Consider the following 16,702-nt stretch of genomic DNA (forward strand, 5'->3'; position numbering starts at 1 on the left):
TGGGACGAACTCGGAAATGGAGACGGAGAACAGCGGCGGGAAAGCCCTGTATATGGATGTTCCGGGAGAGATGAGGTGCCTTGTGTTTGTCAATAAAGAATCGCTCGTCGGGCAGTTCAAGCAAACGATAGCCGAGTGCAGCCGCAATCCCGATCTGCCTTTTTGGGGAGAGGTGTTTGTGCTGCTGCATCAGATGAAGAAAGTGCCGGGCCGTGAAATGCCTCTATACGAGATTGCTCCGTCGGGAGAGGTCATCTATGACCATGGGAAGCGCCGCTTTATCGTCAGGGCGCCGGATATGGATATTGTGATAAAGGATTCGGAGCTGGCCGACGCCATTGTGAAGCAGCGGCTGTTCTGGCCCAAATAGCGAGGGTATGAGAGAAAGCAGAGGATTAGCTCTGCTTTTTTTGCTGTGCGCAGACTTTCCGCCTTCATGCCCAAGCAATCGGGAATCGAATGGAAAAGGAATTTCCTGCCATGTATCGAAATGTAACAAGGACAAAATCATAGGTCAGCTTTCAGCCTCTGCGAGGATGCGGAGGCTATAAAAGGAGGATGCCACGATGACCATTTCCGCCACACTGGGCCACCCTAATGCCAAAAGCTTCGAACGCCGGATCCGATACGGCGGGCTTCCGGAGGATTCCTGCCGATTGTATGAAGAAAGAGTGCGCGGACGGGGGTTCGGAAACGTACTTATCGTCGCGGTATGCAGCTAAAGACCAAATGATAGAGAGAAGAGACGGATTAGGGTGGACCATGGCAATCAGGAGTATGACCTTTGTCTGCGGCTTGTTTCTTTTAGTCTTGATGAGCTGCAGCAGCGATAAGCACCCGGCAAAGCCGGTCGAGGACGGGCTAGTCATTGCATCGGTAACATCAGCCTTGGGAGGGACGCCGGAGGAGACCGAGCTGACCTATACGGTTAGCCTGTGGAATAAGACCGCCAAGCCTATCGTCATCCGCTCGGTCGAACCGGTCATTGAGGAGCCTTTAAAAGCCAGAGTCATAGAAAAGCCTCCCGTTCTATGCAACACGGAGATTAAAGGGGGCACCGTCGAGCCGATTAACGGTTCGTTCCGATTCCGTACGCAGGGGATGAGCAAGGAAGACATCCGCAAGCTTCAGCCGACGGTAAAAGAGTTTATTCTCCATACGGAAAGCAGGCTCAGTTTGCAAGAGCCTTGAGATTCTTGGAAAATAGAGATGGACAAAGCGATTCCCTTCGTCAAGATGGGTTGAATTTATGGATTTGGGATGATGCTAATGCACAGCAGACTACGCTATGCCGCTGCCGTCGTAATTACAATGGCGCTAGGGCTGGGATCGCGAAAGGGAGCGGCCTTGCTGCCGCATTGGATAGCGGAGCACGCCGGCGATATGCTATGGGCGGCTATGGTCTATTTCGGCTTCCGGGTTCTGCTTGTTAAAAGCAGTCTCAGCAAGGCGGCGGGATGGAGCTTGCTATTCAGCTTCGCCATCGAGTTCAGCCAGCTGTACCAGGCCGAATGGATCCAAGAGGTAAGATCGTCGTTGCTAGGCTCCCTCATCTTGGGCAGAGGCTTTTTATGGATCGATCTGGCCCGCTATGCCGTTGGAATTGCCGTCGCGTTCCTCATAGACAAGCGGTGGATCGCTCGAAACCGGCAATGAGAATCAATCAATTGAATCGAGAGGAGACCGAATCAATGCAATTTCGCCGATTAGGAAACAGCGGATTGAAAGTGAGCGAGATGGGGCTCGGCACGAACGCATTCGGCAAGCGGGCCGATCAGGATACTTCGATCTGGATCGTTCATCATGCGATAGAGCAAGGCATTAATTTCATCGATACGGCGAATATTTACGCCCAGACGGAATCGGAGCGGATCATCGGGCTGGCGCTGGAAGGAAGGCGGCATGAGGTCGTGCTGGCCACCAAGGCGGGGCTGGTCCGCGGCAAAGGACCGAACGAGCGGGGCTCGTCCCGCTATCATCTTCAGCGGGAGCTGGAGGACAGCTTGCGGCGGCTCAAGACGGACTATGTGGATCTGTACCAGATCCATACGTTCGACCCGGATACGCCGATTGAAGAGACGCTTCGGACGCTCGACGATATGGTCCGAGCGGGCAAGGTGCGGTATATCGGCGCTTCCAATTACGCCGCTTGGGAGCTGATGAAAGCTCTTGGCATCAGCGACCGGCTCGGGCTGAACCGGTTTGTGTCCACACAAACCAGCTATTCGCTCGCCGACCGGACGCCGGAGCAGGAGCTGGTCCCGATGTGCCTGGACCAGGGGGTAGGGATCATCCCGTATTTTCCGTTGGCCGGTGGCATATTGACCGGAAAATACGGCTCTGCGGATGCGGCCCCGGAGGGCTCGCGGGCCGCAACGGATCCCAGCTTCAGCCGATTCATCGCTGAAGACAAGCTTGCCTTGGCCCGGGCCGTGGGCTCCATGGCCGAGCAGGCCGGCTGCACGCCGAGCGCTCTGTCGCTGGCGTGGCTCCTGCAGCAGCCGGTCGTGTCGACGGTCATCGTCGGCGCGACGCGGGTGGAGCAGCTGACGGACAACCTGCAGAGCTTGTCCGTTACGCTGGAGCCGCAGCAATGGCAAGCGCTGGACGAGCTGAGCCGGCCGTACCGGTATGGCGAGCCGTTCGCAGTGTACCGGCTGCCTTGATCAACTAGCGGAGATAGCGAGCGGAGATGGAGCTTGCCTTCAAAGAGGCGTGCTGATAGATAACAGCCGCTTTGCGGTTCGTATTTGCATTTCCCGACCCGCATTCCTGAAGCATACAGCCTTAGTATAGAGACCGTCCGGGAAGGAACCCGGGCGGTTTTTTTAACCACAATAGAATTGATAAAATTCCGCGGTCATGATGCAAAATTCTATTTGGCAATAAAACCTGCCGTGCCTACCTTTGAAAGGCCTTGATAGAGGTTTTCTCGTATGACCAGGCTATCAGAGGATCAAACATAAACAGAAGAGCTCAAGAAGAGCGATAGATCAGTAAACGCTGAGCTTGCCAGGCTCCTTCCAGCGTTGCAGAGCGGCAATGTGAAGCAGCTGTTGACACGTCATATCAATAGTGATATTGTTAACCCATAAATAAATTGTGCACAATTAAATTTTGCAAAATTAATAACGGAGGTGCAGATGGACAAGGACGAACTGTTAAAGCTGGACAATCAGCTGTGCTTTGCCGTATATGCCTGCTCCCGGGAGATTACGAAGATGTATCGCCCGCATCTGGAGGAGCTGGGCCTTACGTATACCCAATATGTAACGCTGCTGGTGCTTTGGGAGACGGACCGCGTAACGGTGAAGGAGCTCGGAAGCCGTCTGTACCTGGATTCAGGCACATTGACGCCGCTGCTGAAGCGGTTGGAGCAAATGCAGCTGATCCGCAGGGTACGCGACAGCAAGGATGAGCGCAATGTATTGATCGAATTGACGGAGCAGGGCTCGCAATTGAAGGAGCAGGCCTACGATATCCCGCGCAAAGTATTTTGCAATATGGGTCTGAACACAGAGGAGCTGGCTGAGTGGCGGGAGAAGCTGACCGGTCTGCTGCACAACATCCATCACAAAAATACGGAGGAATGAACTATGTCTATTTATGATATCCAAGCAACGACGATTCAAGGCAAAGAAGTGCAGCTCGACGACTATAAAGGGAAGGTGCTGGTCATTGTTAACACCGCGAGCAAATGCGGATTTACGCCGCAATACAGCGACCTGCAAAAGCTGTACGACCGATACAAGGAACAAGGCCTGGAAATTCTCGGCTTCCCGTGCAACCAGTTCAACGAGCAGGAGCCGGGCAGCCATGAAGAGGTAGAGTCGTTCTGCCAAATCAACTACGGCGTGAAGTTCCCTTTGTTCGAAAAAACCGATGTACGCGGCCGGGACGCCCATCCCGTATTCCGCTACTTGACGGAGCAGGCTCCGTTCGAAGGGTTTGATCTTACAAATTCCAGCGGCAAGCTTCTTCATGCCTTCTTGCAAGAGAAGCATCCGGAGCTGCTGCTCGGAGACGATGTGAAATGGAACTTCACCAAGTTCGTCATCGACCGGGAGGGCAACGTTGTCGGACGGTTCGAGCCGACGGCAGAGCCGCTGGATATGGAACCGACGATCGAGGCATTATTAAAATAATTCATCTTTGGAAGCAAGGGCTGTCCGGGCGATCGGCGACGATCGTTTCGGTGCAGTCCTTTTTGGTTTTTTTCAAATCGTTCGCGGGCATGGTATGATTTAAGGAAGAGAATTGTAGGAACGGCACCAGAAGAGAGGAAGAAAACGCAAGTGTTCCGTACTTTGCAGAAATATCCGTTAAGGCACCGGCTGCGCATTGCCTTTGCCGTCATGATCATTGTCTCGGTGCTGACGGTCGGCTGGACAACCTATTACATATCCGCCCAGGTAGTGCAAAATAACGCGCTGAAGCTGAGTCAGGATACGCTGAACAAGTCATCCCAGGCGTTCGACGAGAAGCTGAAGCACGTGGCCGTATCGCTTATGACGCTCGTAATCAGCACCTCCTATGAAAATACGATGAAGGATGTCGTGACCGGGGACAGCTCCAACTACTTCACTCATTTCGGGGCGCTTCAGACGCCGTTCATGCAGCTCAAGCTCAATGAACAGCTGCTGCACTCGGTTCTGCTAACGACGCCGATTGGCGATTTCTACCCCGCGGATGTGCCGCGGACCGAATTCCGGTTTAAGGACACCTCTATGTACGACAGAATTCGGGAGGAACGGCATGCCATCTGGATCGAAGGGCATAAGGATCCTTTTTTTGCTGGTGAGGTACCTGTCGTATCTTTAGTTATTTCGGCGATTTCCAGCCTCTACATTCCCGATTCGTACATCATCGTTAATTTGAAGGAAGACGGATTATGGCACTTTTTGACCGATAATATCAGCGACTGGCGCGAAGGTGTCACGATGCTGAAAGAAGACGGCTCACCATTGTTCGTGCAGAAGCCGTATAAATATGCGGATATGCTCAAGGAGCCGGAGTTTCAGGAGCAGCTCAAGTCGGGGGAACAGGGCGCATTCGATTACGATTGGAATGGAAACACCTATTTGTCAAATTTTGTAAAATCATCTGTCGATGACAAATGGACATACATTAGCGTCAAACCGACCGATGAGCTGCTGAGTCAAGCTACGGGAATCAAGTGGGCCACGCTGATCGTAACCGTGCTTTGCATTGTGCTCGGCTTCTTCATCTCCAACGGGCTGAGCACGCTGCTCGCCAAGCCGCTGACAAAGCTCCAACTGCTGATGCGCCGCGCAGGGGAGAATGACCTGACGGTCCGGTTCGAGACCGACGGCAATGACGAAGTGACCCAGGTGGGCCGGCAGTTTAACCGGATGCTGGAGCAAATCGGGCAGCTGATCGAAGTGAACCGCCGTGTCGAGAAGGATAAGCATAAGGCGGAGATCAAGGCGCTGCAGGCGCAGATCGACCCGCACTTTCTATATAACACATTGAACACGATCTATTGGAAGACGAAGCTGAAAAAGTCCGACGAGGTCGGGGAGATGGTCATGTCGTTGTCCCGAATGTTTCAATTGGGCTTAAACGGCGGCAAAGAACTGACAACAATCAAGAAAGAACTGTTCCACGTGGAGCAATATTTGTCGCTTCAACAGAGATGCTACGAGAATTTGTTTGAATATCGGATCGAAGCGCCAAATGACGAGTCGATTCAACAGCATCCGATCCTTAAGGTACTGCTGCAGCCGTTGGTGGAGAACGCCATTCTTCACGGGTTCAAGAACAAGCAGGCCGGCGGCTTGATTGTCATTCGGCTGGAACAGGACGACGACCGGCTTGTCTTCACCATTTCCGACAATGGACACGGGATGGATAAGGAGACGCTTCAGAATATACACCGGGCCGCCGAATCGTCCGACAGCTACGCGCTGCATAATATTGTGGAACGATTGAAGCTCTATTACGAAAATGAAGCTGCTTTGTCGATAGACAGCGTTCCGGGGGAAGGAACTACGGTAACGCTAACGATACCATGGCATGGAGGAGGGGAAGAGGATGGAGTCATCGGCAATTAATATGATCGTCATCGACGATATTAGAGATGTGGTTGACGGGATCGTAAACGGAATCGAATGGGATGAATACGGAATTACGATCGCCGGCGCCTGCTTGAATGGAGAAGAAGGACTGGAGCTCGCATTACGCGAAAGACCCGATATTATCATCACAGACATACGGATGCCGAAGATGGACGGGCTTACGATGACACGGGCGATTGTCGATAAGCTGCCTTTTTGCAAAATCATTCTGATCAGCGGCTACAGTGATTTCGAATATGCGCAGGAGGCGATCCGGCTCGGGGCGTTCGACTTCGTGACGAAGCCGTTCTCGCTGGAGGATATTACGGACACGGTGCAGAAGGCGCGGAATGCCGTGCTGGAGACCAAGAGGCAGCAATCAAACATTCGCGAGATGGAGCGGAGAGTCAAGGAAAGCTTGCCGGTGCTGAGGCAGGAGTTCTTCAATCTGCTGATCCGGCACAAGGCGAACGAGAGCAAAATTAGCGACCGGTGGGACTTCCTGCAAATCGGTCTCGACCGGAGCCGGTTTGTCGTTATGGTGCTCGAAATCGACCGGTTCCAGGAGATCAGCAAGGATTGGCCGGTCAATGAGATCGAGCTGCTGCGCTTTACGCTGCAAAACATTTTGGAGGAAACGATACACGCGTATACAAAAGGCGTCGTCTTCCGCGATTCGGACGGCCGCTTCGTCATTATTTACAATGAATACGAGGCGGACAGCCATGCCGCTCTGGCGGAGCGCTGCTGCGAGCATCTGGCCACCTATGCGAAATATACGGTGTCTGTAGGCGTAGGGAACCGGGCGGAGACGACCGATGAACTGCCGGTCTCGTATCAGCAGGCCGTCACGGCGATGTCCTATCATTTCTATACAGGCGGCAACGGCGTCGTCTGCTATAGCGACGTGATCGAGGACAAGCAGCAGCTGCCCAAATACCCTGCCGACCGGGTGCAGGATATCGCCTTTGCGCTGCAGTCGGGCAACCGGGAGAGGACGCTCGAAATCCTCGAGGAAGTATACGAGGAGCTGATTCACTTCCAGCCGCGGCCGCAGCCGCGTTATCTCGCGCTTCTGCTGCACGGCTTCGCCAACATGCTCGTCCGCGTTCTGCTGGAGAAGCTCAGCTACGAAGACATCGGGCCGCTGGAGGAGCTGCTGCAGGAGATGGAGACAAGCAGCGGCGGCTCGGTGCACGACATTTACGAGCTGCTGAAGCAAATTTGCGAGCACGGCTGCACCATCGTTGAGGAGCGGAGCGCCTCGCAGGCGCATCTGGTCATTGAGCGGGCGATTGCCTACATCAAGCAGCATTTGTCTGCGGAGCTGACGGTGGCGCATTGCGCGTCGCAGGTGCACTTGAGCGGCAGCTACTTTGCCAACCTGTTCAAGAAGGTGACCGGCATGAGCTTCAACCAGTACGTGACCGCAACACGGATGGAGAAAGCGAAGGAGATGCTGCTGCAAAACAAGCAGATCCAGGAGATTGCCTCCGCGCTTGGCTATGAGGAGCGCCGCTATTTCAGCGACGTGTTCAAGAAGGTCACGGGCATGACTCCGTCCGAGTTCAGGCAGAGCGCCGGCTTGGCGGAGTAGGGGAAGGCATCGTGGAGTAAGGCCAGCTCCAAAAGACGATACGCATCAGCAGTTTCACGGTGAAGATGCCGCAATGAGGGCATGCAAGTGACAGATAAGGATTTAACCGGCATGAAGAAGGGAAGGCAACGAGCGGTGATCTGCAGGCATTTCCCCGAATCAGTGCCATAGTAAAAAGCCTTGATCTGAGACTATGGGGTTCACGGAGCTGACCCATAGTACTGATCAAGGCTTTTTAGTTGTTACCGGGTTGAGTATACAGCTAAATCATCAGCAGATCACGGATATCCTGCTCGGTCATGGAGGACAGCGATTCCTCGCCCGGCTGGATCACTTCATCGATCAGACGCTTCTTCTTCTGCTGAAGCTCGACCATCTTATCTTCGACGGTTCCACGGGAGACCAGGCGGATCACCTGAACGACCTGCTGCTGGCCGATGCGGTGAGCCCGGTCCGCGGCCTGCTCCTCTACGGCCGGGTTCCACCACAAGTCGTAGAGGATGACCGTATCCGCTCCGGTCAGATTGAGGCCGGTGCCGCCTGCTTTCATCGAGACGAGGAACAAGTCTCTCTCGCCGTCGTTGAACCTGCGGCACAGCTCGACCCGTTCGGCAGCAGGCGTGCTGCCGTCGAGGTAGAAGTGCGGCACGCCCTGCAGGCCGAGCTCGCGCCGGATAATGCCGAGCATCTCGGTAAATTGCGAGAACACGAGCATTCGTTTCCCCGAGCTCCGGCATTCCTCGATAATCTCCAGCAGCTGCTCGAATTTGGCCGAGCTGCCTGCGTAATCCTCGACGAACAGAGCCGGATGGCAGCACAGCTGGCGCAGCCGGGTCAAGCCGGCCAATATTTTGATCCGGCTTCTCTGAAAGGTGTCGTCGTTCAAATGCTTCAACGCCTCCTTCTGCAATTTGGCCAAATAGGCCAAATACAGCTTCTTCTGTTCGGGCAGCAGCTCGGACGTGTGGACCGACTCGATCTTGTCAGGCAGCTCCTTCAGCACGTCGGTTTTGAGCCGGCGCAGCAGAAACGGGCGGGCCCGGCGGGCGATAGCGTCCCGGGTCATATCGGCGAAGGCTTGACGGCTCTGGAACAGCTCCGGAAATACCGCATCGAAGATGGACCATAGCTCCTCGAGCGAGTTTTCGACCGGTGTGCCGGTGAGCGCGAACCGGTAGGTCGCCTGCAGCTCCTTCACCGCCTGGGCCGTCTGCGTTGTGTGATTTTTGAAAGCCTGGGCTTCGTCCAAAATCAGTGTATGGAACAAATGCTTGACGTACAGCTCCATGTCTCTGCGAAGGAGAGGGTAGGAGGTGATGAGCACGTCCGCTTCCTCCGATCTCTTGAGGGCCGCCGTCCGCTCGGGCTTGCTTCCGTCCACGACGACCGCTCGCAGATGAGGGGCGAACGACTGCAGCTCCGCGTGCCAATGGTACATCAGCGAAGCGGGAGCGACGATGAGCGCCGGGAGGTTCTTATCCCGGATGTCGGGAAGGATGGAGACGAGATAGGCTATGCTTTGCAGCGTTTTGCCGAGCCCCATATCATCCGCCAAAATACCGCCGAAATGATAATGGGCGAGCGTCTTCAGCCATTGATACCCGTATTTCTGATAATCCCGCATGATAGGGGCTAGCGTTTCGGGAACAGGGAAGTCCAGGTGATCCGGGTTCCTCATGTTTTCGAGGAGACGGCGGAACGACTTGGAGAGCTGCACGGCCCGGCCTTGCAGCTGCGCGTCCATGAGCCGGAGCCCGCGGACCGCCGGGAGCCGGAATTGTGCTTGTTTGACATCGATACTGCGGACCCCGACCTCATTCATGAAGCGGACAATCTCCTGAAACGCAGCACTCTCCAGCGGCAGCAGCGCGCCGTTCGGCAGCTTGTAATATTTGCGCTTCTCCTCCAGCGACTGCAGCAGACCGCGCAGCTCCGCCTCGGCAATTCCCGCCATATCGAACTTGATCTCGAGCCAATCGGTCCGTTCATTGACGTCAACGGTAATAGTCGGAGGCGCATGCTTGGCGATGATTCGGGCCTTGACGGCGGAAGTCGCATACACCTGGGCCAGCTTCTCCAGCTCGGGAACCGTATGGTACAAAAACTCGTATTCGCCTTCCTCGTCATCCATATAAAAGCCTTCCTCCGTCATGACGAAGGTGCTTTGCTCCAACAGCTCCAAAATGCGCCGTTCCTTGTCCCCATCCCTCATGAGAATGCGGTCCGTACTGCGGCTTTGTCTCGCGCTCTCCAACGGATTGAACACCATGTCGCCGTACTGGAATTCGAGCCCTGCAAGCAGACGGTCCCTTACCCGGTCCAAATACAGCTTGGCCTTGAGCTCGGTCTGAAGAACGCGGTCGGACACGGACTGTGCGATATGGACCGTCCCCAGCTTCATGAGCCCGGGAACGACTTTTTCCATAAATGGCTCAATCTGCTCCGGCGGAATGACCATTTCGCTTGTCCCGGACGCATCGAGCATTTGCTTAAGCCCTGACAGCCGCACGCATTGGTCGTCCTTCAGCTTCAGCAGCTTTCCGTCAGCGAGTGCCATGCCGTACGATTCCAGCATCGTCAGCTTCTCCAAGCCCTCGACGCTCAGCCGGTAGCCTTCATTCCCGTTCTGATCGAACGTATATCGCAGCGGAAGGGCTTCATCGGTGAGACGAAGGCCGTCGTACACATGGCCGTCCGCTTCGAGCCGGACCGTAGGGGCCGAGACCAACAGAGGATAGAGCGACTCCCATTGGGCAGGCGGAATCAGCATCATCCGGTCGCTGCCGATGCGCAGCGGCTTCGCAGCCGTTGGCTCCTGCAGGATCGACTCATTGTGGCACAGCTGGATGAGCTGGCGGATGATATCGTCATGCTCCGCCTGAAAGCAGTGGACCTCCGGGTCGTAAGTAAAATGCTTGGAGAACGCAATGGTCTCGCGCCGGTAAATCCGCTCCAGAGCTTCCCTTATATCGTGGACAATATATAACCGCTGCAGCCCTAGTTTGAGCTCAATCCCGAACATTGTTTTCCTGTAACCATAGGGAACCGGCTTGAGTGTGATTTCCACCTCCAGCACGGTCCGGGGGTCCGTGACCAGCCGGTTCCGGCCGGGACGGAGCGGCTGCCTGGGCTCGAACAGGCCGAGCAGATCGCCGGCGAGGCGGCGGTCCTTGAGCGAGATTCCGCCTCCTTCGCGCTCCTCTTGGGCAGTATTAGAATGCAGAAGGGGACCGGAATCCGCACTCAAGGCGGCACGGTTAAGCGGCGGAGGCTGATGTCCGCTTGGTTGGGCATCTTGTATATGAAGCAGGACGGCACCGATATGGCCGCAATATTTTTGATACGATTGCAGGGTTAGGCATTCGCATTCGGCCTTCACCTCACCCAGCTCGTCGAATTGGACTTGAACGCGGTAGCTGGAGCTTTTGTCCGCTTTCACGATAGCTTCATAGGAAGACATTTCGGTATCGTACTGCTGAAATGTGACTTTGCCTGCACGATAATAGGCTAAACCTTTCTCGTAAGAAAGCCGGTCGCACAGCGATTTAATGGTCTTGCGGGTTAACAGCAAGCTCATGGCGTAATCCTTTCTTTCCGGTGTTCTCAAATTCCGATAATCATATAGTAACACAATACGAGTGACAGGTCTGTGTCCCGGAGAGCGGCTCCACATGCCGGACTGGCTAGGAGACGATTCTATTGGCGGGCAATGATAGGCAAATCCAAGGCAGCGATCAGCTTTTTCAGACGGGCGGAAAAAACGATTTTGGGACTATCGTCGGATTTTATCCCTTTGTGATTGTTTCACCGCACTCCAATTTCGACAAAAATCGCATAATCTATATACATAAGAACAAGTTAAGTACGAAACAGGGAGGTACTATACGATGGTTAAAAAATCAATGGCAGCGGTACTGTGTCTGTCCCTTGCCTTTACAGCTGCGGCATGCGGCAACCAGGAAGACGGTTCGAACGCGGGCGCGGCAGGCGGTGCCAACGGCAAAACGAAATTGACTTATTGGACGGCCGACCGTCATGACGTCGATCATATTAAAGGACTCATAGAGAAATTCAATGCGGACCACCAGGACATTGAAGTGGAAATGAGCGTTATGTCCGAGAACTACGTTCAGTCGGTTGACCTTGCTTATGCAAGCGGACAAGCTCCTGACATTCTTAACGCCAAATTCGATTTCGTCAACATGGCGCGCAAGCAGTACTTCGAGCCGCTGGACGGCTATATGAAGGACGACATGAAGAAGCGCTTTGAAGGCACTTTGAGAGACAGCGCGAACACGTACGACGGCAAAATCTACACGCTCCCTAACTATGGAACGACGATTCGTCTCGTATACAACAAAGAATTGTTCGAAAAAGCGGGCATTGCCAACCCTCCGAAAACGCTGCAGGAAATGGTGGACGCCGCGAAAAAAATTACCGAGGTCGGCAAAAAAGACGGCATCTACGGTTTTGCCGAAAACTTCAAAAACCCTACAAGCGCGATGGAGCGTTCCGTCCGCAACATATTGCAGGTGAGCGGCTATGGAGTCGACGGTTACAACTTCAAGACCGGAAAATACGATTTCGCCGGTTACAAAGAAGTCATTACCGCCCTTAAGCAAATGAAAGACGACGGCAGCATGCTGCCGGGCGTAGAATCGATGGATATCGACCCTCTGCGCGCTCAATTCGCGGCAGGTAAAATCGGGATGTACTTGTCCTACTCCGCGGAAATCGGCGTTTACCAAACGCAGTTCCCTACCAAAGTTCAATGGGCTGCAGCTGACGTGCCTTCCATTGACGGTACGGTGAAAGGCTTGAACGGAATGAACGGCGCACAATGGATGGCTATCAGCAGCAGCTCCAAAAACAAAGAAGCGGCATGGAAATTCGTAGAGTACATGTACAGCGAGGAAAACCTCGTGAAATATGCAGAAACGGGTCTTGGTATGCCGGTGCTTCAATCGGTTGCCGAGAAAATGAAAACACCGGACATCTACGGCTACAAAGATTTCGTTCCTACGAAATCCGATGCGATCTGGCCGGTTAAGCCTAACGTAGACAGCTCGCTGCAAGGCTTGAAGTATGCGGATGCGTTCTGGAAATACATCCTGGACGGCAGCGGAAACTTAGATACGATCATCGCCGATCTGACCAAGCGTTACAACGATGCGCTGGATAAAGCAATCAAAGCAGGCGACGTGAAGGTAACTCCGGATCCGAACTTCGATCCGATGAAGCTGAAGTAAGGATTTGAAGCTGAAGTAAGATTTACTGTTTAAGCTGTGGATGAAAGCTGAAGCAGTGATTGGATTGTAGTGTTATGCAAGAAGAGGAGGGACCTTCCAATAGACGGTCCCCTTCTTTTTGCCAAATAGCTTTGCTTACGAGACTTAGTACTGCTAACGAAGCCAGTTTTGCCTGCGGCAAAACTTTTAGGAGGGGAAACACCATGGTAAAAAAACTCAGGTCCTACGGGGTATCCGCCGTTTTCGTCGTCCCGAGCCTGTTCCTGACGCTGGTCTTCTCCGTGTACCCGATCCTGTGGGCGATCCGGTACATGTTCTACGACTATAAAGGATACGGCAAGGAAATTTTCATCGGCCTCGACAACTTCAAACAGCTGTTCCACGACGAGCTGTACTGGGATTCGGTTTGGAACACGTTCATCTACGCCGGAGGCAAATTAATTATTACGCTTCCGCTATCGTTGATTCTGGCGGTGATTTTGAACCGGGCGCTGCGCGGGCGTCAATTTTTCCGGGCCGTCTACTTCATGCCTACGGTTATCAGCTCGGCCGTAATGGCCGTCGTTTTCTTCATTATTTTTAACTCGTATAACGGGATTTTGAACAAAATGCTGGTACAATTCCACATCATTGACCAGCCTATCGATTGGTTGGGGCAGAAGTACTCAATGCTTACGGTCATTCTGATCGCCGCATGGGGAGCGTTCGGTAACTATATGCTCCTGTTCATCGCCGGCTTGCAAAGCATTCCTAACGATGTGTATGAAAGTGCTTCGCTGGACGGGGCGAACGAAGCGCAGAAGTTCTGGTATATCACAATTCCGATGCTGGGACCGGTGCTGCAAATCATTATCATGTACGCGATCATCAACTCCCTGAAGGGCTATGAGAGCATCATGGTCCTCACCGAGGGCGGACCTGTCGGCAAGACCGAAGTTATGTTCCTGTACGTGTACAAGCTGTTCTTCCCGGTTTCCACTGGCTCCGGCGTTCAGCCGCAGTTCGGCTACGGCAGCGCGGTCGGTTTCGTAACCGCATTGATCGTCGGTATCATCACGGCAGCATACTTCTATATCTCGAAACGCCTGAACAAGGTGTATTAATAGGGGAAAGGAGCGGATACTATGAGCAACGCACCTGCAACCGTACACGCGGGGCAAAAAAGCCGGTCCAAGGCAAGCAGATATACGGGCAGCGTCATTCTGTGGGCGTTTTTGATTGCCGTTCTGGTCATCACGGTCTTTCCGGTCATTATGGCTATCATCAATTCGTTTAAAACGAATATTGAGATTAACTTGGGCGACACGTTTTTTCCGAAGTCGTGGCAGTTCAGCAACTATTTGAATGCATGGCAAAAAGGGAACTTCAGCACTTTTACGTGGAACAGCTTGTTTATTAGTATCGTATCTACGATCGGCACGCTGATCGTCGCTTCCATGGCGGCGTTCGCAGCCAACCGGCTCGATTTTCCGGGCAAAAAGCTGTTCGTCTTCATCCAGTCCGCTACAATGTTTATCTCGATCGGCGCGGTAGTGCTTCGTCCGCAATACGATATTATGGTGCAGCTTGGCCTGAACAAAACGCTGTGGGGTGTCGTCATCATCCTCATCGCGGGTCATGCTTCCACGTTCTTCATTTTGCTCGGCTTCTTCCAAGGGATACCGAAGGAATTGGATGAAGCGGCAATGCTGGACGGCTGCGGCTATTTCCGCATCTACTGGCGAATCGTGCTGCCTCTGGTCGCACCGGGGCTTGGCGTATCGGCTTTGTTCGCCTTCCGCCACGGCTGGAACGAGTATATTTTGCCGCTCGTCTTTACGATGAGCTCACCGAAGCTGCAGCCGCTGACCGTCGGTCTCGCGAACCTGCGCTACGGTACGGGCGACGCGGCGCAGCTCAACCTGATGCTGGCCGGCGCATGCTTGTCCATCCTGCCGATTTTGGTCGTATACGTATTGGCTAACAAATCGTTCATGCAAATGTCCGCAGGATCTTTGAAGGGCTAATCCAACGGATGGAAGCTTATCAACAGGAAAACCGCTTTTCCCTTACGGGGAGAGCGGTTTTTTGTCATGGCCGCAAGAAGCGGAGGACAGCGGGATCCTTTGCAGAAAATATTGGCATGAAAGTGGCTGTTACTGCGCATATTACAACTAAACAATTTATGGGAAAACAGCCAGCCCCTGAGGAGGAGCAAGCTTGAACAGAAACCTGCTGCTGAAGTTATTGAAAAAAAGACAACCTGCGCCTCCGGTTCAAGAGCAGCAGCACGCTCAAAATACTCAACACCTCCTTGTCCCGGATCTGCAAAGCAATCTGAACTTGCTTCATTCCATTTATGCCAATTGCTCGGACGTCGTGTTTAGGACTTTTTATATCGGGGGAACGATTAAGGCCAATTTATTGTTTGTCGAAGGGTTATCGAACTGCGATTCTATCGATATGTATGTGATTACTCCTCTGTTGAAGGAGGACATCGCCGGGTTTGCAGATATGAAGCAGCTGGCGGAAAGGATCATCTCCGTATCGGATGCCAAACCGATTGCGACGATTGAAGATTGTGTCTGGTATGCCGCCAACGGATATCCGGTTCTATTGTGCGAGAATGAAGCCCAGGGACTGGCATTAGGGCTGAGCAAATGGGAGAAGCGGGGGATTGAAGAGCCTTCGGCCGAAGTAGGGATCCGGGGGCCGCGTGAAGGGTTTACCGAGACGCTGCGGGTCAACACTTCCCAAATCCGGCGTATCATTAAGAGTCCCCGGCTCAAAATGGAAACGATGAAAATCGGCGATTATACCCAGACGAATGTCACTTTGGCTTATATCGAGGGGCTTGCGGACAAGACACTGATAGAGGAAGTGAAAAACCGGCTCCATCGCATTCGCATCGACGGAATTCTGGAAAGCGGGTATATCGAGGAAATGATAGAGGATATGCCTTACTCCCCGTTTCCTCAGCTGCTTAGCACGGAACGTCCCGACGTTACCTGCGGCAACCTGATGGAGGGGCGGGTAGCGATTTTGTCGGAGGGGACTCCATTTGTTCTTATTGCACCTGTAACCTTGTTTTCCTTATTGCAGTCTTCAGAAGATTATTATCAACGGTTTTGGATCGCTACGATTACGCGATGGCTGAGATATATGTTTACATTAATATCGCTGCTGCTTCCATCGATTTATGTTGCGGTGCTTACCTTTCACCAAGAGATGGTGCCGGGCTCGCTGTTGATCAGTATGGCAAGCTCAAGGGAAGCGGTACCTTTTCCGGCTTTTATTGAGGCGCTGATTATGGAGGTTACGTTCGAAGCGCTTCGTGAAGCGGGAGTGCGGCTGCCCAAGCAGATAGGCGCTGCCGTCAGCATCGTCGGGGCGCTCGTTATCGGCCAGGCAGCGGTTCAGGCCGGCCTTGTCTCTGCGCCTATGGTTATCGTGGTTGCCATTACCGGCATCTCGTCCTTTATGGTTCCGCGTTACATCGTCGGGATTGCCATACGGATGCTGCGGTTTCCATTAATTTTTCTGGCGGGGACGTTAGGGCTGCTTGGCATTATGATGGGGATTATCGCTATCGTTCTCCACCTGTGCGGATTGCGATCCTTCGGCATTCCTTATTTGGCTTCCGTCGCGATTCCAAAGGGGGGCGAGTTGAAAGATATCTTTGTGAGAGCGCCTTGGTGGATGATGAATACGCGTCCTCATCTTACCGGGGACTATGATCAATACCGGCAGTCTGCCAGTCAAAAGCCGGGGCCGGAGAGAGGTGACGAAAAGTAAAAGGG

Annotated in this window: 15 protein-coding genes; 14 read left to right on the forward strand and 1 reads right to left on the reverse strand. The window is 53.5% G+C overall.

The genetic code is table 11. The features are described 5' to 3' along the window. The first annotated feature begins 16 nt into the window (after nucleotides 1-16). The 9 genes from ACFQ88_RS27595 (at nucleotide 17) to ACFQ88_RS27635 (ending at nucleotide 7,674) form a co-directional block, all read left to right on the forward strand. On the forward strand, nucleotides 17-370 hold the full coding sequence (locus tag ACFQ88_RS27595; RefSeq protein WP_239630730.1) for a hypothetical protein: 354 nt from the start codon (nucleotides 17-19) through the stop codon (nucleotides 368-370). A gap of 196 nt (nucleotides 371-566) precedes the next feature. Further along, nucleotides 567-722, forward strand: a complete 156-nt coding sequence (locus tag ACFQ88_RS27600; protein ID WP_379459209.1) for a hypothetical protein — start codon at nucleotides 567-569, stop codon at nucleotides 720-722. Between the two features lie 40 nt (nucleotides 723-762). Continuing rightward, nucleotides 763-1,191, forward strand: coding sequence for a hypothetical protein (locus tag ACFQ88_RS27605; RefSeq protein ID WP_379459211.1), 429 nt, complete (start codon nucleotides 763-765; stop codon nucleotides 1,189-1,191). Between the two features lie 78 nt (nucleotides 1,192-1,269). Then, nucleotides 1,270-1,656 carry a ribosomal maturation YjgA family protein gene (locus ACFQ88_RS27610; RefSeq protein WP_239630733.1) on the forward strand — a complete coding sequence of 129 codons (387 nt, stop codon included), beginning with the start codon at nucleotides 1,270-1,272 and terminating at the stop codon, nucleotides 1,654-1,656. 35 nt (nucleotides 1,657-1,691) lie between these two features. Continuing rightward, nucleotides 1,692-2,666 carry an aldo/keto reductase gene (locus ACFQ88_RS27615; RefSeq protein WP_379459213.1) on the forward strand — a complete coding sequence of 325 codons (975 nt, stop codon included), beginning with the start codon at nucleotides 1,692-1,694 and terminating at the stop codon, nucleotides 2,664-2,666. A gap of 477 nt (nucleotides 2,667-3,143) precedes the next feature. Next, nucleotides 3,144-3,593, forward strand: coding sequence for a MarR family winged helix-turn-helix transcriptional regulator (locus tag ACFQ88_RS27620; RefSeq protein WP_379459215.1), 450 nt, complete (start codon nucleotides 3,144-3,146; stop codon nucleotides 3,591-3,593). 3 nt (nucleotides 3,594-3,596) lie between these two features. Further along, nucleotides 3,597-4,145: a glutathione peroxidase gene (locus ACFQ88_RS27625; RefSeq protein ID WP_379459217.1), complete on the forward strand. Its 549-nt coding sequence runs from the start codon at nucleotides 3,597-3,599 to the stop codon at nucleotides 4,143-4,145. 150 nt (nucleotides 4,146-4,295) lie between these two features. Further along, nucleotides 4,296-6,074: a sensor histidine kinase gene (locus ACFQ88_RS27630; RefSeq protein WP_379459219.1), complete on the forward strand. Its 1,779-nt coding sequence runs from the start codon at nucleotides 4,296-4,298 to the stop codon at nucleotides 6,072-6,074. Beyond that, on the forward strand, nucleotides 6,055-7,674 hold the full coding sequence (locus ACFQ88_RS27635) for a response regulator transcription factor (RefSeq protein WP_379459221.1): 1,620 nt from the start codon (nucleotides 6,055-6,057) through the stop codon (nucleotides 7,672-7,674). Before ACFQ88_RS27630 ends, ACFQ88_RS27635 begins: the two co-directional genes overlap by 20 nt. A 262-nt stretch (nucleotides 7,675-7,936) precedes the next feature. Here ACFQ88_RS27635 and ACFQ88_RS27640 read toward each other — a convergent pair whose 3' ends face one another. Then, a complete protein-coding gene (locus ACFQ88_RS27640; protein WP_379459223.1) occupies nucleotides 7,937-11,251 on the reverse strand; it encodes a DEAD/DEAH box helicase in 3,315 nt (1,104 codons plus the stop codon). Nucleotides 11,252-11,561: 310 nt separating this feature from the next. Between ACFQ88_RS27640 and ACFQ88_RS27645 the strand changes: the two genes are divergently transcribed. The 5 genes from ACFQ88_RS27645 to ACFQ88_RS27665 all read left to right on the forward strand — a co-directional run bounded on the left by ACFQ88_RS27645 (nucleotide 11,562) and on the right by ACFQ88_RS27665 (nucleotide 16,697). Further along, a complete protein-coding gene (locus tag ACFQ88_RS27645; protein ID WP_379459225.1) occupies nucleotides 11,562-12,923 on the forward strand; it encodes an ABC transporter substrate-binding protein in 1,362 nt (453 codons plus the stop codon). A 203-nt stretch (nucleotides 12,924-13,126) separates the two neighbouring features. Continuing rightward, nucleotides 13,127-14,026: a carbohydrate ABC transporter permease gene (locus tag ACFQ88_RS27650; protein ID WP_239630741.1), complete on the forward strand. Its 900-nt coding sequence runs from the start codon at nucleotides 13,127-13,129 to the stop codon at nucleotides 14,024-14,026. 21 nt (nucleotides 14,027-14,047) lie between these two features. Continuing rightward, complete coding sequence (locus tag ACFQ88_RS27655) at nucleotides 14,048-14,929, forward strand: carbohydrate ABC transporter permease (RefSeq protein ID WP_239630742.1); 882 nt, start codon at nucleotides 14,048-14,050, stop codon at nucleotides 14,927-14,929. A gap of 8 nt (nucleotides 14,930-14,937) precedes the next feature. After that, entirely contained in the window at nucleotides 14,938-15,126 is a 189-nt protein-coding gene (locus ACFQ88_RS27660; RefSeq protein ID WP_379459261.1) for a hypothetical protein, read from the forward strand. Then, nucleotides 15,123-16,697, forward strand: a complete 1,575-nt coding sequence (locus ACFQ88_RS27665) for a spore germination protein (RefSeq protein ID WP_379459263.1) — start codon at nucleotides 15,123-15,125, stop codon at nucleotides 16,695-16,697. The genes ACFQ88_RS27660 and ACFQ88_RS27665 overlap by 4 nt, the downstream gene beginning before the upstream one ends. Nucleotides 16,698-16,702 lie beyond the last annotated feature (5 nt).

Origin of the sequence: Paenibacillus sp. NPDC056579, assembly GCF_042793215.1 — a bacterium.
Taxonomy (GTDB): domain Bacteria; phylum Bacillota; class Bacilli; order Paenibacillales; family NBRC-103111; genus Paenibacillus_S.

Coding starts and splice junctions, on each gene's coding strand:
- ACFQ88_RS27595 (WP_239630730.1), top strand. CDS start 17: ATGGAGACGGAGAACAGCGGCGGGAAAGCCCTGTATATGGATGTTCCG.
- ACFQ88_RS27600 (WP_379459209.1), top strand. CDS start 567: ATGACCATTTCCGCCACACTGGGCCACCCTAATGCCAAAAGCTTCGAA.
- ACFQ88_RS27605 (WP_379459211.1), top strand. CDS start 763: ATGGCAATCAGGAGTATGACCTTTGTCTGCGGCTTGTTTCTTTTAGTC.
- ACFQ88_RS27610 (WP_239630733.1), top strand. CDS start 1,270: ATGCACAGCAGACTACGCTATGCCGCTGCCGTCGTAATTACAATGGCG.
- ACFQ88_RS27615 (WP_379459213.1), top strand. CDS start 1,692: ATGCAATTTCGCCGATTAGGAAACAGCGGATTGAAAGTGAGCGAGATG.
- ACFQ88_RS27620 (WP_379459215.1), top strand. CDS start 3,144: ATGGACAAGGACGAACTGTTAAAGCTGGACAATCAGCTGTGCTTTGCC.
- ACFQ88_RS27625 (WP_379459217.1), top strand. CDS start 3,597: ATGTCTATTTATGATATCCAAGCAACGACGATTCAAGGCAAAGAAGTG.
- ACFQ88_RS27635 (WP_379459221.1), top strand. CDS start 6,055: ATGGAGTCATCGGCAATTAATATGATCGTCATCGACGATATTAGAGAT.
- ACFQ88_RS27640 (WP_379459223.1), bottom strand. CDS start 11,251: ATGAGCTTGCTGTTAACCCGCAAGACCATTAAATCGCTGTGCGACCGG.
- ACFQ88_RS27645 (WP_379459225.1), top strand. CDS start 11,562: ATGGTTAAAAAATCAATGGCAGCGGTACTGTGTCTGTCCCTTGCCTTT.
- ACFQ88_RS27650 (WP_239630741.1), top strand. CDS start 13,127: ATGGTAAAAAAACTCAGGTCCTACGGGGTATCCGCCGTTTTCGTCGTC.
- ACFQ88_RS27655 (WP_239630742.1), top strand. CDS start 14,048: ATGAGCAACGCACCTGCAACCGTACACGCGGGGCAAAAAAGCCGGTCC.
- ACFQ88_RS27660 (WP_379459261.1), top strand. CDS start 14,938: ATGGAAGCTTATCAACAGGAAAACCGCTTTTCCCTTACGGGGAGAGCG.